Here is a 15,245-nt window from a genome sequence, read left to right on the forward strand (position 1 = left end):
TTTGAGCGAGTTATTGGAATGTCAGGACTAAGTCACTCTGGCGCATATCGCCCCACCCAGCAGAGGTGGCACCAAATCCTGCGATTCTTGGGTGCCGGTGTCGTAAATACGATGTTTGGCTACACCGTATTTGCGGGCCTTGTATGGTCTGGTGCGCACCCTCAGTTGGCATTGGTGATACAGTTTGTTGTTGGCGTGCTTTGGAATTTTCAGGTGCATGGTCGCTATGTGTTCTATGTGCAAGGCTATGGTCGTCTGCCACATTATGCCGTGTCTTATGTTGTGATTTACGCCTTTAACGCCTTTCTTTTATGGGCTCTGTTGCAAGTGGGCCTTGATCCCTATCTGGCTCAGGCCATTGCATTGGGGCCAACGGTTGTCTTGTCATACATACTGATCTCCCGCGCTCTGCGCCCAAGCCTGCAGGAGATAACGCAATGACGCAGTCTGCAGATTCCATGCTGGATGCCGATCACCACAACGACACATCAGGCACTTCAGCCCGAGCGGTTTTTGGCAGCGTATTCACGCGCGTTCTGATTGCGGGTGTTCTGGTCATTTTGTTTGCAGCACTTTATGGGCGCATCATGGGGTATGGCTTGCGCCGAGACGAGTTGATGTTTGTGCCGCCAGCGGAATTACTGGGGTACTCAAGCCTTTACGGAGATTTCTTCTATAATCACGTCCCAAACTCAGCTTGGTTCTATCGGGGTTTTTATCTGATATTCGGAGGTGAGGGCCTTTTGGCATCCGCGCGTTTTGGCCAGTTCTGCGCCTGGCTCTTGCTGGCCTCGGGCGTAAGCTGGGCAACGTGGCGGATATCAGGTTCAGCGCTGTTGTCAGTGTTCTTTGTCGTGGTTTTGGTCGTCAACGAAACACTTCAAACCCAGGCCGGTATGGCCGCCAGTAACAACCTGTTGCCTTTGCCATTTGCGGCATGGGGCCTAGGGCTGTTTATTGTCGAAACACTACGGGACCGACCCCGCTTTGCTCAGTTGCTGATATCTGGTCTGCTCTTGTCTATTGCAGCAGGCCTGAAAGTCAGCGCGGTGATTTTCATCCCACCTGTCGCGGTCGCCGCTTTCCTGCTGCCGTGGCATCTGCCTTTTTCTGACCGGTTGCGTTCCGTCGTTCTGCCGGTGCTGATCGGTGGTTTGGTCGGCGCTTTGCCGTTGTTTTGGTATCTTGCCGCGGACCCTTCCGGGTTTTTGGCACATGTTTTGAAGTTTCATACCGGGCCACATATTGCTTATTGGCAGGCCAATGCAGCCTCAGAACCCGGTCTGGCCATGGGCTTGGGCAAAAAGATCCAGCTTGCGTATGCGACATGGTTCAGCGGTGCAGCCTTGATCGGCCTGATGATCTTGTTCTTTCTTGGCGTGCTCAGCGCAGCCAAATCGACACAAAAGCGTAACGGACTGGGTCAGATCCTTGTGGTTTTGGCGGTGCTTGGCATGACCGCACTGTTCAGCTTTGTGCCGACACCGGGCTTCCCACAGTATTACATCCAGCCTTTGATCGCGGTGCCTTTGCTTGCCGCTTTGATCTATCGCCTCTTGCCTCACGAAAAACGAGCGCAGGTTGTTCCGCTTTGTCTTGCAGGATTTGCATTGTTGTTCCTGCTGGGTGCCCCCCGGCTTGCCCCCGGGCTCCTTAGTCTGGCGAAGCCGGATAGCTTTACGTCGGCTCGGATCGCAAAAGGCGGGGCCGCCCTGCGCGACGCTGTCGCCGAAAGCGCAACTCCTGACGGGCCGGTCGCAACATTTATGCCGCTTTACCCGCTGGAAGCACACCTGCCTGTCTACGCTGAATTGGCGACCGGGCCATTTGCCTATCGCATCGCGCCTTACACCGACCCTGAATTGGCTCAGCAATACGTTATGGCCGGTGAAAAAGACCTGCCGGCACTGTTTGATTCCAATCCACCTTCAGCATTCCTATTAGGATATGATTCTGATCTTGAGGCCCCATTGTTGCGATATGCGAACGAAAATGGCTACGCTGCAGTGCAAAAAGACGGGTTAAACAACCGCTATGGCGAAGGTGTGATATACTTAAGTCGCGCAGATGCGGCAGAATGACGACGGAGCAGCACCAAACCCGCTCATGACTCGTTGGCGGAAACACCCCGAGCTCCAACGTGAAAGTGTAGATTTTTGAAAAGGTTTATTTGAGGGAGTAGCACGAATGAAAACAATTCTTCTGGCAGGAGGGCTGGGTTCACGGCTCGCCGAAGAAACAGTCGCGATTCCAAAACCAATGGTCGAGGTTGGCGGCAGACCCATCATCGCGCGCGTTATGGATATTTACAGCCATTTCGGGCATCGCGACTTCGTCGTGGCCGCCGGATACAAGGCGCTGCTGCTGAAGCAGTTCTTTGCCAATTACCACCTGATTGCGAACAACATCTCAGTGGCTCTCGATACCGGAGAGTTGAAGCTGGTGCCATCTGCACCGGGTGGCTGGAATGTGTCCGTGGTCGACACCGGGGCCCATACCATGACCAGCGGGCGCATCAGACGTTTGAAAGAGTGGATGAACCCGGGCGAGACTTTCATGTGCACCTATTCTGACGGTTTGGGTAACATCGACATCAACGCGCTGCTCGATTTCCACAAATCCCACGGCAAACTGGCAACGGTGACCGCCGTACAACCGCCTGCTCGGTTCGGGAATATCGAATTGAAGGGCGATCGTGTGGATGCGTTTACTGAAAAAGTACGCCGGCGCGAGACCTGGATTAACGGCGGGTACTTCGTGTTTGAACCGGGCGTCATGGACTACATGGTTGATGATACAGAACCATTGGAACAGTCGCCGCTGTCTCAGATGGCCCGCGACGGAGAGCTGATGGCATACCGCCATGACGGGTTCTGGCATCCGATGGACACAATCCGTGACCGCAACGCCCTGAACGCACTGAGCGAGGAAGAAACGCCTCCCTGGATGCAATTTGGTGAGCAAGCCTCGGCTGAATACCCGGTTGCAATTTGAGGGCAAAATGACGGCTCATGAGACTCAGATGTTCGGCGGCCAGTTTAATGGCCGCCGCGTCCTTGTGACGGGGCATAGTGGCTTTAAAGGCGGCTGGATGTCGCTTTGGCTGCAGCGCCTAGGGGCCAGTGTTACCGGTCTGTCGCTGCCGCCAGAGCCGGGACCGTCCTTGTACGAAGCCTGCGACATCAGCGCAGCGACCGATAGTCGTTTCGCCGATATCCGGGACCCCGCCCAACTATCGGAAACACTGGCAGGGGTGGATGCCGAAATCCTGTTTCACATGGCAGCCCAACCGCTTGTTCGGAAATCATATCGTGAGCCGGCTGAGACATTTGCAACGAATGTTCAAGGCACGGCCAACGTCCTGGAAATCGCCCGTAAGATGCCGTCGCTAAAGGCAGTGATCGTGATCACCAGCGACAAATGTTATGACAATCGCGAATGGGTTTGGGGCTATCGCGAAAGCGATCCTTTGGGTGGCAAAGACCCCTATAGCGCCTCGAAAGCTGCAACCGAACTTGTTGCACAGTCGTATGCGCATTCGTTCTTTTCCGACCCCAACGGCCCCAGGCTGGCAACTGTGCGTGCCGGGAACGTGTTTGGCGGCGGTGATTGGGGTGAAGACCGTTTGGTTCCGGATATCATTCGGGCATGGTCTAAGGGCGACCCGGTTGTGATCCGCAACCCGGCCAGCGTTCGACCTTGGCAACATGTGCTGGAGCCGGTCTCTGGCTATCTGCAGGTTGCCGAGAAAATGCTGACGGGTGGGGAAAACTATGCCGGGGCTTGGAATTTTGGCCCCGATGTCTCCAGCACCGTTGATGTGAGGCAGTTGGCGGACATGATCCAGCGTGCCTGGGGGGCAGGCGCGCCGGTGTTCGACTTCGCAGACCAGGTCTCCGACGCGCCGCACGAGGCCGGCATTCTTCGGCTGGACAGCACAAAGGCGCAGACCCGGTTGGGCTGGCGTCCGCGTTTGACACTACAGGACGCAATCAATCTGACCGCAGATTGGTACAAGGCACATGCTACAGGTGGGAACATGGCGCAGATCACAAATGCGCAGATCGACCATTTTGAACGCCTGATATCATCAGTAGAACCAGACCGCCCGACGGTCGCAGCGCAGTAAGCGGCATTTTTAGGAGTAAGATTAATGAGAGTGAATTACGGGCAGACTGTACACGGCCAGGAAGAGATTGATGCCGTTGTTGAGGTTTTGAAGACATCTACCCAAATGGGCCCCAAAGTGCGCGAAATGCAGGAGAAAGTATCTACTCTGTTCGCCAAATCGCACGGGATTATGACCAATTCGGGTTCATCAGCAAACTATTTGGCGGTCGAAATTCTGGACCTGCCCAAAGGCAGTGAGGTTATCACGCCCGCGCTGACCTTTGCCACAACCGTTGCGCCTTTGGTGCGTCAGGGTCTGGTGCCCGCTTTTGTGGATGCCGCAGAAGGCACCTACAACATCGACGTGGATCAAATCGAACGGATGATCACGTCGAATACGTCTGCCGTTATGATCCCATCGCTGATCGGTAACCTGCCTGATTGGCGCAAGATACGCGAGTTGGCGGATGCTCATGGATTGAAAGTGATCGAGGACAGCGCCGATACGCTGGGCGCCACGATGGAAGGCGTCAGTACCGGCAAATACTCTCACATTTCGACCACCAGCTTTTATGGCAGCCACGTCATCAACGGCGCAGGCAACGGCGGTATGCTTTGTGTGAATGATGACGAGCTTGCTCGCAAAGCGCTGCTAATGCGGTCCTGGGGGCGCAGCTCATCGCTGTTCGTGGAATCCGAGGCTATTGAAAACCGCTTTAACGTACAGTTGGATGGCATTGAATATGATGCGAAATTCCTGTTCGAAGCGCTAGGATATAACCTGGAACCCTCGGAAGTGAGTGCGGCGTTCGGGTTGGTGCAACTGGGCAAGCTGGACAACAACATCAAGGTTCGCGAAGAGGCATATGATGCCCACCGTGCGTTCTTTGCGCAGTACGAAGAGTGGTTCATTCTGCCGGAACAACTGCCGGGCTCTCGTACAGGTTGGTTGGCCTTCCCGTTGACCATCCGCGAGAACGCACCATTCACGCGGCGCCAGTTGCAGATTTTCCTGGAAACATCCGACATCCAGACCCGCCCGGTCTTTACCGGCAACATTCTGCGCCAACCGGCTATGAAAGGTTTGGAGTATCGCAGCGATCCAGCGGGCTACCCGGTATCGGATTCGGTTATGCGAGGCGGTATCCTGTTGGCGTGTCACCATGGCCTGACCCAGCCTCAGATCGACTATATGCATGAAAAGGTGACTGAATTCCTGACACCTCATGCTGCCGGTCTCTCGCGGGAGGCATCCTGATGCCACTGGCCCCGACCGAGGCGATCAAGGATCTGATCCGGGACGACTTCAAGCAAGGGTCTGGCCCTTGCGCCGTCAACGGCGGGGTGCCGGTTTTTGTACGCTATGAAGACTCGGTCATTGAGCCGCCTAAACCAACGGATATCGAGGTTGAATCCCAGATCCACCGACCAGCGTATCGTGGCCCGATCAAGTTCCTGAAACGATTGGCTTCGCCGATCAAGCAGGTCACTTTGCGTAACGTGGATCGGTTTGTGTCCGAGATGAAGGCACTAAACCCAAACCCTCGTGTTTTGATCGTGGGCGGCGGCAGCGTTGGGCAGGGGATGGGAAAACTGTATGACGATCCCAAAGTCCAGATCTTTGCCTTTGACATCTATCAGTCGCCGAATATTCAGTTCGTGGCGGATGCTCATGACATTCCGATGCAGGATGATGTCTTTGACGGTGTGGTCGTTCAGGCTGTGCTGGAACATGTGCTTGACCCGCGCCAGGTGGCGTCCGAGATTCACCGGGTGCTGAAACCAGGTGGTCTGATCTATGCGGAAACGCCTTTTCTCCAGCAGGTACACGAAGGCCCCTATGATTTCACGCGGTTCACCGAAAGCGGTCACCGCTATCTCTTCCGCGCGTTCGAACGCATCGACTCGGGGGCCAGTGCCGGGCCGGGCGTGCAATTCATGTGGTCCGTGGACTATCTGTTTCGGGGGTTGTTCCGGTCGCGCACGGCAGGAAAAGTGGCCAAGCTTTGCGTTTTCTGGGCGCAGTACCTCGACCGTCTGATCCCAGAACCTTATCGGGTTGATGGCGCCAGTGGGGTGTTTTTCCTGGGCCGGAAGTCCGACATTGTGTTGAAACCAAAAGAGGCCGTTACGCACTATCAAGGCGCACAATAGGATTGCGACGATAGCGTAGTCAGAGATGGGTATGTTTAGACATTTGGGACATTATTGGCGCCCGGACAAGACGTTATGATGCGTGTTCTGGTTACTGGCGCAAACGGTTTCATCGGCTCTCATCTGGTTCGCGCATGCGCTGCCCGTGGGGATCATGTGACAGCACTTGTGCGGCCGACAGCGTCTACGGACCGACTGGGTGAAATGTCGTCAGCCGTTGATTTGCGTCGAGTAGACCTGACCACCAGTACAGACATCCGGAACGTGTTCGATGATTGTCGGCCCGATTTGGTGTTTCACGCTGCAGCCAGAACCCGCATTCCGGCTGTCGCAGATTTGTCTGACGCTGCCGACAGCTTACATGAAAACGTCCAGAGCCTTTTGAACGTTTTGCACGCGTCGGCGAGTTGCGCAACACCTCCGGGTGCGTTTGTCCGGCTGGGAACGATTGCGGAATACGGTGAAAACCCTGTTCCATACGTCGAAACGCAGTGTGAAAAGCCGCGAGACAGCTATGGTACGTCAATGCTGACTGGCACCAAGTACCTTGAGATGCTCCGACCTCGGTTGCCGTTCCCGGCAGTCACCGCGCGCCTGTCCTTGACCTATGGGCCGGGACAGACGGGGCAGCAGCTTGTTCCCTATCTCATCGACAACCTGCTGAACCATCGCACCGCGCAAATTGGCAGACCGGAAGATGCACGGGATCTGATCCATGTGGATGACGTTGTGCGTGGTTTGCTTCTGCTGGGTTCTGATCCATTGGCAGCAGGACCAGTCGTAAACATCAGCACTGGCATCCCAACCAAGGTCCGCGAAGTTGCATTGATCTTGCAGCGATTGACCGAAACACCCGCAGCACTGCTGCAATTTGGCACGGCAAGCGGCCCGGCAATCGACTTGATAAACCATCCGGGATTGATGAAATCCTGCTATGACTGGGCGCCAATAGTGGCCTTAGAAGAAGGTTTGAAGACCACGGTAGATTGGGCCAAGCGGCATACTCCCGGCGTCAAAGTCACAGGACAGGTAACATGACACTCGTTTCAATCCTCATTCCTGCCTACAACGAAGAAGAAAACGTGCAGATGGCCTATGACCGGGTCATCGCGGTGTTCGACGGTTTGGACGGGTACGAGCCCGAGATCATCTTTACCGACAATCATTCCGAAGACCGAACCTATGGGATTCTGTCCGAAATCGCGGCAGCCGATCCGCGCGTCCGGGTCATCCGGTTTGCGCGCAACATGGGATATCAGGCCTCGGTTCTGACAGCATATCGCTCGGCCAATGGAGCTTGTGCTGTTCAATTGGATTGCGACATGCAGGATCCGCCCGAGCTGATCCCTCAGATGCTGGACCTGTGGAGACAGGGGAACCACGTTGTGTATGGCATCCGCCGCAGCCTGCCAGACGGACCGGTTGTGGCGGCCGCGCGCCGTGGTTTCTATGCGCTGATTGACATGATCAGCGACGATGATTTGCCGCGAAACGCGGGTGAGTTTCGTCTGACGGATCGACGCATCCTGGATGAGCTGCGCCGCGTCGATGATCGATCACCCTATGTTCGGGGTCTGATCAGCGGTATGGGGTTCAATCAAGTTGGGTTCGAATATGACCGCGTGGCTCGCACTGCGGGGGAATCGAAGTTCCCTTTCCGCGCGATGCTGTCACTGGCCGTAGATGGGCTGATCAACCATTCGCTTTTGCCTCTGCGTCTGGCCTCGATGATCAGTTTGACGGTTGGGCTTTCAATGTTCCTGCTGATGGTCGGTTATCTGATCGCCAAGGTTGTCTTTGGCCATGACTGGCCTGCTGGTTTTGCGACAACGACCATCCTTTTGCTGCTATCGATGACACTGAACGCCATGTTCTTGGGTATCCTGGGCGAATATATCGGGCGCATCTTCCTGCAGTCCAAGGACCTGAACCGGCCAATCATTGAACATGAGCTTAATCGACCCGGTCCGAATGACCAGACGGCTGCACCGCTGCGCGAGGCTGAAGAGCCGCGCAAGAAGATGTCAGGATAGTCCCGCGTGAAGCTGTTGATCATTCAGGGCGGGTTCGGGGCAGGGGGCGCAGAGAAGATTGTCTCGATATTGGCTGCGCACCGATTAGACCGTGGAGACGAGGTACACGTCGCGGGCCTGACCATGCCCGAGGCTGGATCGTATTTCCCTTATCCAGACGACGTGACCTTGCATGTGGCCGACGCGAATGGCGGGCAGTTGGATCGGTTTCGCCATATTCGCAAGGTGGTTCAGGACGTCTCGCCGGATGTGGTTGTCACCTTTCTGACGAAGATCAATGTTCTGACGCTTCTGGCGACATTGGATCGGCCTACGCCGGTAATTATTTCCGAGCGCAATAACCCGCGTGCGCAATCTGCCCATCCGTTGTGGCGCCACGCCCAAAACCTGCTGGCCCGGCGTGCACGCACGGTGGTCATGCAAACGCAAAGAGCCAGCGAAGACCTGCCACGAGCGATCCAGCGCAAGGCGCGGATCATTTCCAATCCCTGCTCCTTGCCGGCCGGCGCCCGTGAGCATTTGGGCACTGGGACAAGTAACCTGGTTGCGGTGGGGCGACTGGACCGGCAAAAAGGGTTCGATTTGCTGCTTGCGGCGATGCCTAAGATTCTGAAAGGCAATCCGCAGGCGCGGCTGACCATTTATGGTGAGGGGCCAGAGCGAAAAGCGCTGGAAGCTCAGCGAGATCGTCTGGATTTGACGGATGTTGTTTCACTGCCGGGTCCAAGCCCGGCGCCGGGGGAATGGATGGATGGCGCGGATATACTGGTGTTTCCATCCCGCTACGAAGGGTTTCCAAATGTGCTGGCCGAAGCAAGCGTTACGGGCTTGCCCATCGTCTCATTTGACTGCCCCTATGGGCCGCGCGAATTGATCCGGCCAGAAGAGAATGGCCTTTTGGTCCCGTTGGAAGATGTCGACGCATTGGCGCAGGCGGTGCTTCGGTTGTCCAATTCTCCTGAGTTGCTACAGCGAATGCGGGATGCGGATATGGAAAGCCGGGTCTGGCTGGCACCAGACAACATTCTTGCAGAGTGGGACGAAACAATCGACGATGCGGTCTAAGGCCCTGAAAGCGCCGAGAGACAGAGAAGGTCAGACCGGGTGAATATCTCGAACACTATACCGGACAGGACCAGCGAAATGCAGCTGGATGAGGATCAGGTCGAACGTCTTGGTCTGGTCGGCGTTCGTGCAATCGTGCGACGCAATCTGGTCCTGTTTCTGTCGGTGTTTGCGGCGATCATGTTGGTTGCTGTTTTGGTCGTCATGTTCAAGGACAGGCTATATGTGACCGGATCCGTCATTGTTCTGGATGACCGCAGGGTCACGATCCGGGCGGACCTTAGGCCGATCGCGAACCTCGAGGTCGCGCTGTCGGAAATGCAGACCGAGGTGGAAATCATCCGCTCCCGAGATTTTGCTGAGAAAGTCGTCGAGCGATTGGGACTTGATGAAGACCCAACCTATAATCCGCTTTTGATGCGCGGCCTTGCTGACGCATATTCGCCCATTGAAAACTTGACGGAAACAACGTCTAAACTGCTGGAAAGCTATGTTGTTTCGCCTTACCGGAACACGCTGGGGATCGGGATTCAGGTTCACGACACGAACCCAATCCGAGCCGCCCAGATCGCCAACGAGATCGCACGGACTTACATTGATCTGACGCTAGAGATTCAGCAAAGCAGCGCGCATGAGAAAATCGACTTGCTTGTTAATCGAATGGGCGAGTTAGAGGAAGAAATTTCCGGCATCGAAACTGAGTTGTCCTACCTCATCCTGTCCAATCAATTGGATGACACCGTTGAAGGCACCGCCCTGTCTGCCGAGCTTCGAAATGTTTTGGTCCGATTGCGGTTCTTATCCGAAAGCGACGCACCCCAATCCGAGATCGAGCAGCTTGAACAGCGCGCGGAACGCGTGCAAGCGCAGCTTGAGCAACGTTCGAAAGCGGCGCAAGAGCGTATAACGTTGGAACAACGGCTTGAAGATCTATTGGCCCGACGCCAGATTCTGTTTCAACGCAACCGTGATCTGGCGGTTCATGCCGGATTGATGGAACCTTTGGCGCGTCAGATTTCAGTCGCGCAGCCGCCGCTTGAACCTGCGCTTCCAAACCGAAATACCGTTCTGGCCGGCAGCTTTGCCAGCGCGCTGGTCATTGCATTCATTTGCATCCTTCTGCGGGAAATGCTGAACAAGCGGCTGTTCGTCCGCCGGTCCGTTCACCCTGCGCTTGGGCTGCAAGGGGCATTGGCCTTTCCTCAGTTTCCCCGCGCGGCGCGCCACAGCATTTCCGAACTGATCGCATTGTTCGATCAACGCATGCCACCCGACCCTCGGGCCGAAGGCGCCCGGCATGTTTTGTCAGTTCTGATGGATCGGTTGTCGCAGGACGGCTCGGCACGGATGGTGATTACCTCGTCCTCACAAACCGACCAATCCGCCTTTGTCACTCTGTGCCTGTCTGTTTCCGCGGCCAAGGACGGCTTGCGTGTCTTGTTCATAGATATCGATCCGACGGATGACCCCTCGGTCGCGGACCTGTTGCCTCGCGCCAGGTCCCAATACGGCCTGCCGCTGTTGTTGGGCAATGCATTGTTGATGACACAAGAAACAGTCGAAATCGCAGACAAGGTCAAATACGTGAGACCCTCGGTTGATGATCAGGTGCCTGTCGATCTGTTCGATTCACACAACATGTGGTCCGGGACAGCGGCGTTGAGCGATTTGTATGACCAAATAGTTATTCTCGTTCCTCCCATCACCGAAAACGCAGTACTTGGCCGGTTGCTCTCCTTTACGGACAACGTGGTGTTTATCACCCGTGACCAGTCGTCCGGTGTCGAGGAAATTGTCCGCTCATTGGAAAAGCTACGGCAATTGAATCTAGAGCCGACAAAGCTTGTGAATTTCGGATAGGCACGGCCGGATCATGTTTAAATCTGTCAACGAACACGTCATCCGAACGCACACAAAGCCGGAAACACGACTTGAATTTGTACTGGTTGCGATCGCGGTCTTTTTCTCGCCGCTGAACTATTTTCGACCGGGATTCGTGTTCTTTACGCTTGGAGATTTCTTCATTCTCATGGCCTTTTTCGTGGTTTTGTTCAAGGGGCGCCTGCCACTTCGCCCGCTGGGATCGGCCTCTACCCTCTGGTTCGCATCAGTACTGACTTTTCTGGCGGGCTTTGCCGCGGCATCGATCATCAATGGTGATGCGATGGCGGGTGCGCTGGGGCTTATGCAGTACTGTTTTTCCTTTGTGCTTCTGCCCTGGATCATCCTGAGACGATCACGGAAAGAAACAGAGACGCTGATTTTCCTCTTTGTCCTTTCTATTGCGCTGGCGATGATCCATGGCGCTTACTACGTCAACTTCGTCCCTGGTCGAAACGATTTTGTAAGCGGAAATGGGCGTCTCAGCGGCTTGTTCGAGAAAGAAAATGAATCAGGGGTTCTGGCAGCACTATCACTGGTGTTTCTTGTGTGGTTGCGGGGTGTACATCGCGTGACAACTCTGGGTGCAATCTTACTTTTCTTACCAGTGACTTATGGGGTGCTACTGACAGGATCAAATACAGCTTTCTATTTGTGTATCGTAGGTGTCACGCTTTTTGTTTTGCTGACCGGATCGGTGAAAGCGACCGTTGGTCTGACAATCGGTGTCGTCCTCTTCTTCATCGCGGCTGTGCTGTTTGGTGAGTTTTTCCTGCCCGAAGTGTTTCAGGAGCGCGTGTTCTCGGCGGTTCGTAACGCCGACATCAGTGAGTCCGGGACCATTGATGACAGGTTGTTTCTGATACAGGAATCCATGAAGTTCGGAAATGAAACGCTTTGGTTGGGATATGGCATCGACCAATACGAAGAAAAAAGTGCAATCGGCGCACCTGTGCACAATGCTTATTTACTGACTTTGACAGAAGGTGGCGCCGTTTCTCTTGTGGGTTTGGCTGGATTGTTTGCTTCCGGAATCTACGTGATCTGGCGCTACAAGATGATGATGGGTGGGGCGAAAGACACGGCACTGGCTGTTACAATTCTGATGATGCTGATGATGGTTCTGAATACATCGCCCCATTTCTACGCCCGGTTCTGGCTGGTGCCGTGGATGCTTGGCTTGTCAGTTTGTCTGACTGGGCGGGAAATCAAGCTTCCCTTGGTTGGGCGGCCTTTGAGACGGGCTCAGTGACGTGTTGACATTGGTCATCAGCCAGCACAATTTCGGGCGTATTTTGTTTAAGATGTTGATTGATTTCCGACCGTGTGGATTTGATAGCAAGTGACTGGAGTGTGTTGTATTGCAATCACTTGAACCCCGAAAAACCGAACAAACTAAACCTGTTCGCAAGATTGCAGTTGTTGCCAATCTGACATCTTCGCTGGTCAATTTCCGCTATGATCTGTTGCGTGAAATGTCGATGCGGGCCGAGGTAATTGCCTGTGGTCCGGAACGCCACGCGCCCAGCGAGGCCGCGCTTCGCGACATCGGCGTCAAGTTTGTAGAATTTCCAATGTCCCGCACTGGTATGAACCCGATCGAAGACATTGGAACCGTGCGCGCGTTAAAGCGCATATTCCAAGACTTTGAGCCGGATACTGTTTTTGCCTACACAATGAAGCCAATCATCTATGGATGCCTGGCCGCACGACTGGCGCGCGTGCCGCGAAAATATGCGATGTGCACAGGCTTGGGCTATGTGTTCAATGCCCAGAATACCAGCCTGAAGCGACGATTGGTCCGCGCACTTTCATCTAACCTGTATCGGTTTTCACTGAGGGGCGTTGACGAACTGCTGGTCTACAACAAAGCCGATGAGGAAGAGTTTCAGGCCCGTGGGATGGTCAGTGCAGGTACAGAGTTGAGCATCGTGCCGGGGTCTGGGGTGAACCTGACGAAATACGCGCATTCAAGCCCACCCGATGGGCCACCTGTGTTCTTGATGATCTCCAGACTTCTAAAAGAGAAGGGCGTTTTTGACTTTGTCGAAGCGGCGCGTCTGCTAAAGCGCAAACACCCTCAGGCCCGGTTTCAGCTGTTGGGGCCGATGGATGCCAATCCAGACTCGGTCGGTCAGCGTGAGATAGACACCTGGACGCGTGAAGGTGTCGTTGAATATCTGGGCGAGACAACAGATGTTCGCCCCTATTTGAAAGACTGCTCGGTCTTTGTTTTGCCCTCGGCGTATCGAGAAGGAATACCGCGGACAATCCTTGAGGCGATGTCGACCGGACGCGCTGTCGTAACCACCGATGCGCCGGGGTGCTCTGACCCGATCATCGAAGGCGAAACGGGGTTCGTCGTACCGATGCGCAACCCGCAAGCGTTGAGCAAAGCAATGGCAAATTTTTTGGACCAACCCGATTTGGTTTCGCAGATGGGACAAGCCGCACGCATACGCGCAGAAGCTGTATTTGATGTGCGGCGCGTCAACACAATTCTGCTTAGGAAAATGGGGCTGCTGCGGCAGCAAGAGCAGCTGGCGCCAACTAAGATCAGCTGACATATCTTCAGATTTTTCCCACTCGTAGTGAGGTGTGCCGGGTACAGAGCGTTGCCCAGCTCGTATGTAATAATCTCTGTTTTTCAGTATTTTGGCAAAAAACTATAAAACCTACGGGATTCCCCTAATACCCGTCATGCAGATGCTTTGATAAGTTGTGTTCAACCACAGATAAATACCGGTGAAGCCTTAGGGCACTATCACTCACTCGGAAGAAATGACCAGCATTTGGGGTGCTGGTCATTTGCCTTTTTGGGGTGCCGTTTTGAAGAAATGACTGGGTTTCAGCACGTGCCGTCTGGCAATTGGTAGCCGTAGTCTTCAAGTGGCAGACCCGTAAGGTCTTTGAGGATTGCATTGGACTCCGCAAAGGCCCCTTCGAACTGCGCCGCAGCATGCCTTGCCATACGGGTTTCCAATGCCTGATCCAGTGCGTCCGGGAAAACGCGACTTAATGGCCCGCTCAATTTTCCAAACCGTCGTGTGGCGTAAGGAAAAGGGATCACTGCCCCGGTACTGAGCTGATTGTTACTGAAAACGCGGTTCACCCCGCGTTGCAACAGCTGGAAACTTTGCGAGCGTTTCGTGTTTGTCTTAACGAACTTCCGTTTTGGCGCTGCGACACCTAACGAGCTGCACAAGCTGGACACAAATGCATCAGAATCTTGAACGAACTGCTCGTAGGTGAGACCGTGTACGCGATCAGCGCCAAACAGGTTTTGGTAGTATCGGAAAAGCCTATCATATCTATAAAAGTCAGGGGTAAACATCGGGACCCGGCGCATCATGGGTTCGATCTGTGCGATGTAACCTTTGAAAGACTTGTGACCGCCGTCCGTAATGTACTGGCTGTACATAGACAGAATACTGGACAGCTGTTCCCGGAAGACGATGAGGACATGGGCTTCAGGGAAGGTTTGCTTCAGGCGTTGCGCGATCAACGGGCTGTCGAATCCACCCGAAGCTGGGTAGCCCGAGAACCGCTCGTGCGAGAAGACAGAGATTTTTTCCGATTTGTGCGAAGCGTCGAGAAAATCCGCGTATTGTTCGCGAACTGCAAATGAATCAAAGGTCAGCGGCTGCGGCAACACGAATCTGTTTGAAAGGACGAATTTTCGTTCTTCTGGCGGACTTGCAAACGGACCATCAGACGTTGAGAACAACTGTTTCTGCAACGCGGATGTAGCGGTCTTGTGGTACCCAATGTGGAGGAGAACTTTTGCTTGTTCCATATAGCGTTAATTAATACCCAAACTCGATCGACCACCTAGTACCCGCACCCTAGTGGGATAAGCTACCGCGTTCTTCCACCCTGTTTTGGAAGGGCCCCAACTACAATTTCGCATGTTCAAAACCGGTTTCCCAAAACAGGACTGGATTTCCCTATCAAACTGCGCTTTCGTAAAACGATACAAGCGTAAAAAACAAAATGATAGAA

The 15,245-nt window shown here is 54.5% G+C and carries 13 protein-coding genes; 12 read left to right on the top strand and 1 reads right to left on the bottom strand.

Annotation, left to right across the window (positions count from 1 at the left end):
- The first annotated feature begins 18 nt into the window (after positions 1-18).
- From ACR0BU_RS12930 to ACR0BU_RS12985, 12 genes are all read left to right on the top strand, one after another.
- Positions 19-441, top strand: a complete 423-nt coding sequence (locus tag ACR0BU_RS12930) for a GtrA family protein (RefSeq protein WP_298935032.1) — start codon at positions 19-21, stop codon at positions 439-441.
- Entirely contained in the window at positions 438-2,081 is a 1,644-nt protein-coding gene (locus ACR0BU_RS12935) for a hypothetical protein (RefSeq protein WP_480737721.1), read from the top strand. The genes ACR0BU_RS12930 and ACR0BU_RS12935 overlap by 4 nt, the downstream gene beginning before the upstream one ends.
- Before the next feature lie 106 nt (positions 2,082-2,187).
- The gene (gene rfbF, locus ACR0BU_RS12940) at positions 2,188-2,994 is read left to right on the top strand and encodes a glucose-1-phosphate cytidylyltransferase (RefSeq protein WP_298935030.1); all 807 of its coding nucleotides are present in this window, start codon (positions 2,188-2,190) and stop codon (positions 2,992-2,994) included.
- 7 nt (positions 2,995-3,001) lie between these two features.
- A complete protein-coding gene (gene rfbG / locus ACR0BU_RS12945) occupies positions 3,002-4,129 on the top strand; it encodes a CDP-glucose 4,6-dehydratase (RefSeq protein ID WP_480737723.1) in 1,128 nt (375 codons plus the stop codon).
- 24 nt (positions 4,130-4,153) lie between these two features.
- A complete protein-coding gene (locus tag ACR0BU_RS12950) occupies positions 4,154-5,368 on the top strand; it encodes a DegT/DnrJ/EryC1/StrS family aminotransferase (RefSeq protein ID WP_480737724.1) in 1,215 nt (404 codons plus the stop codon).
- Positions 5,368-6,264: a class I SAM-dependent methyltransferase gene (locus ACR0BU_RS12955; RefSeq protein WP_480737726.1), complete on the top strand. Its 897-nt coding sequence runs from the start codon at positions 5,368-5,370 to the stop codon at positions 6,262-6,264. Before ACR0BU_RS12950 ends, ACR0BU_RS12955 begins: the two co-directional genes overlap by 1 nt.
- A 75-nt stretch (positions 6,265-6,339) precedes the next feature.
- Entirely contained in the window at positions 6,340-7,302 is a 963-nt protein-coding gene (locus tag ACR0BU_RS12960) for an NAD-dependent epimerase/dehydratase family protein (RefSeq protein ID WP_480737728.1), read from the top strand.
- Entirely contained in the window at positions 7,299-8,297 is a 999-nt protein-coding gene (locus tag ACR0BU_RS12965; protein ID WP_480737729.1) for a glycosyltransferase family 2 protein, read from the top strand. The genes ACR0BU_RS12960 and ACR0BU_RS12965 overlap by 4 nt, the downstream gene beginning before the upstream one ends.
- 6 nt (positions 8,298-8,303) lie before the next feature.
- Positions 8,304-9,362: a glycosyltransferase family 4 protein gene (locus ACR0BU_RS12970; RefSeq protein ID WP_480737730.1), complete on the top strand. Its 1,059-nt coding sequence runs from the start codon at positions 8,304-8,306 to the stop codon at positions 9,360-9,362.
- A gap of 78 nt (positions 9,363-9,440) precedes the next feature.
- Complete coding sequence (locus ACR0BU_RS12975; RefSeq protein ID WP_480737732.1) at positions 9,441-11,222, top strand: GumC family protein; 1,782 nt, start codon at positions 9,441-9,443, stop codon at positions 11,220-11,222.
- A gap of 13 nt (positions 11,223-11,235) precedes the next feature.
- Complete coding sequence (locus ACR0BU_RS12980) at positions 11,236-12,495, top strand: O-antigen ligase family protein (protein ID WP_298935021.1); 1,260 nt, start codon at positions 11,236-11,238, stop codon at positions 12,493-12,495.
- Between the two features lie 109 nt (positions 12,496-12,604).
- The gene (locus ACR0BU_RS12985; RefSeq protein ID WP_480737733.1) at positions 12,605-13,807 is read left to right on the top strand and encodes a glycosyltransferase family 4 protein; all 1,203 of its coding nucleotides are present in this window, start codon (positions 12,605-12,607) and stop codon (positions 13,805-13,807) included.
- A gap of 284 nt (positions 13,808-14,091) precedes the next feature.
- Here ACR0BU_RS12985 and ACR0BU_RS12990 read toward each other — a convergent pair whose 3' ends face one another.
- Positions 14,092-15,039: a sulfotransferase gene (locus ACR0BU_RS12990; RefSeq protein ID WP_480737734.1), complete on the bottom strand. Its 948-nt coding sequence runs from the start codon at positions 15,037-15,039 to the stop codon at positions 14,092-14,094.
- Between the last annotated feature and the right edge of the window lie 206 nt (positions 15,040-15,245).

The organism is Ruegeria sp. CK2 (genome assembly GCF_056536585.1).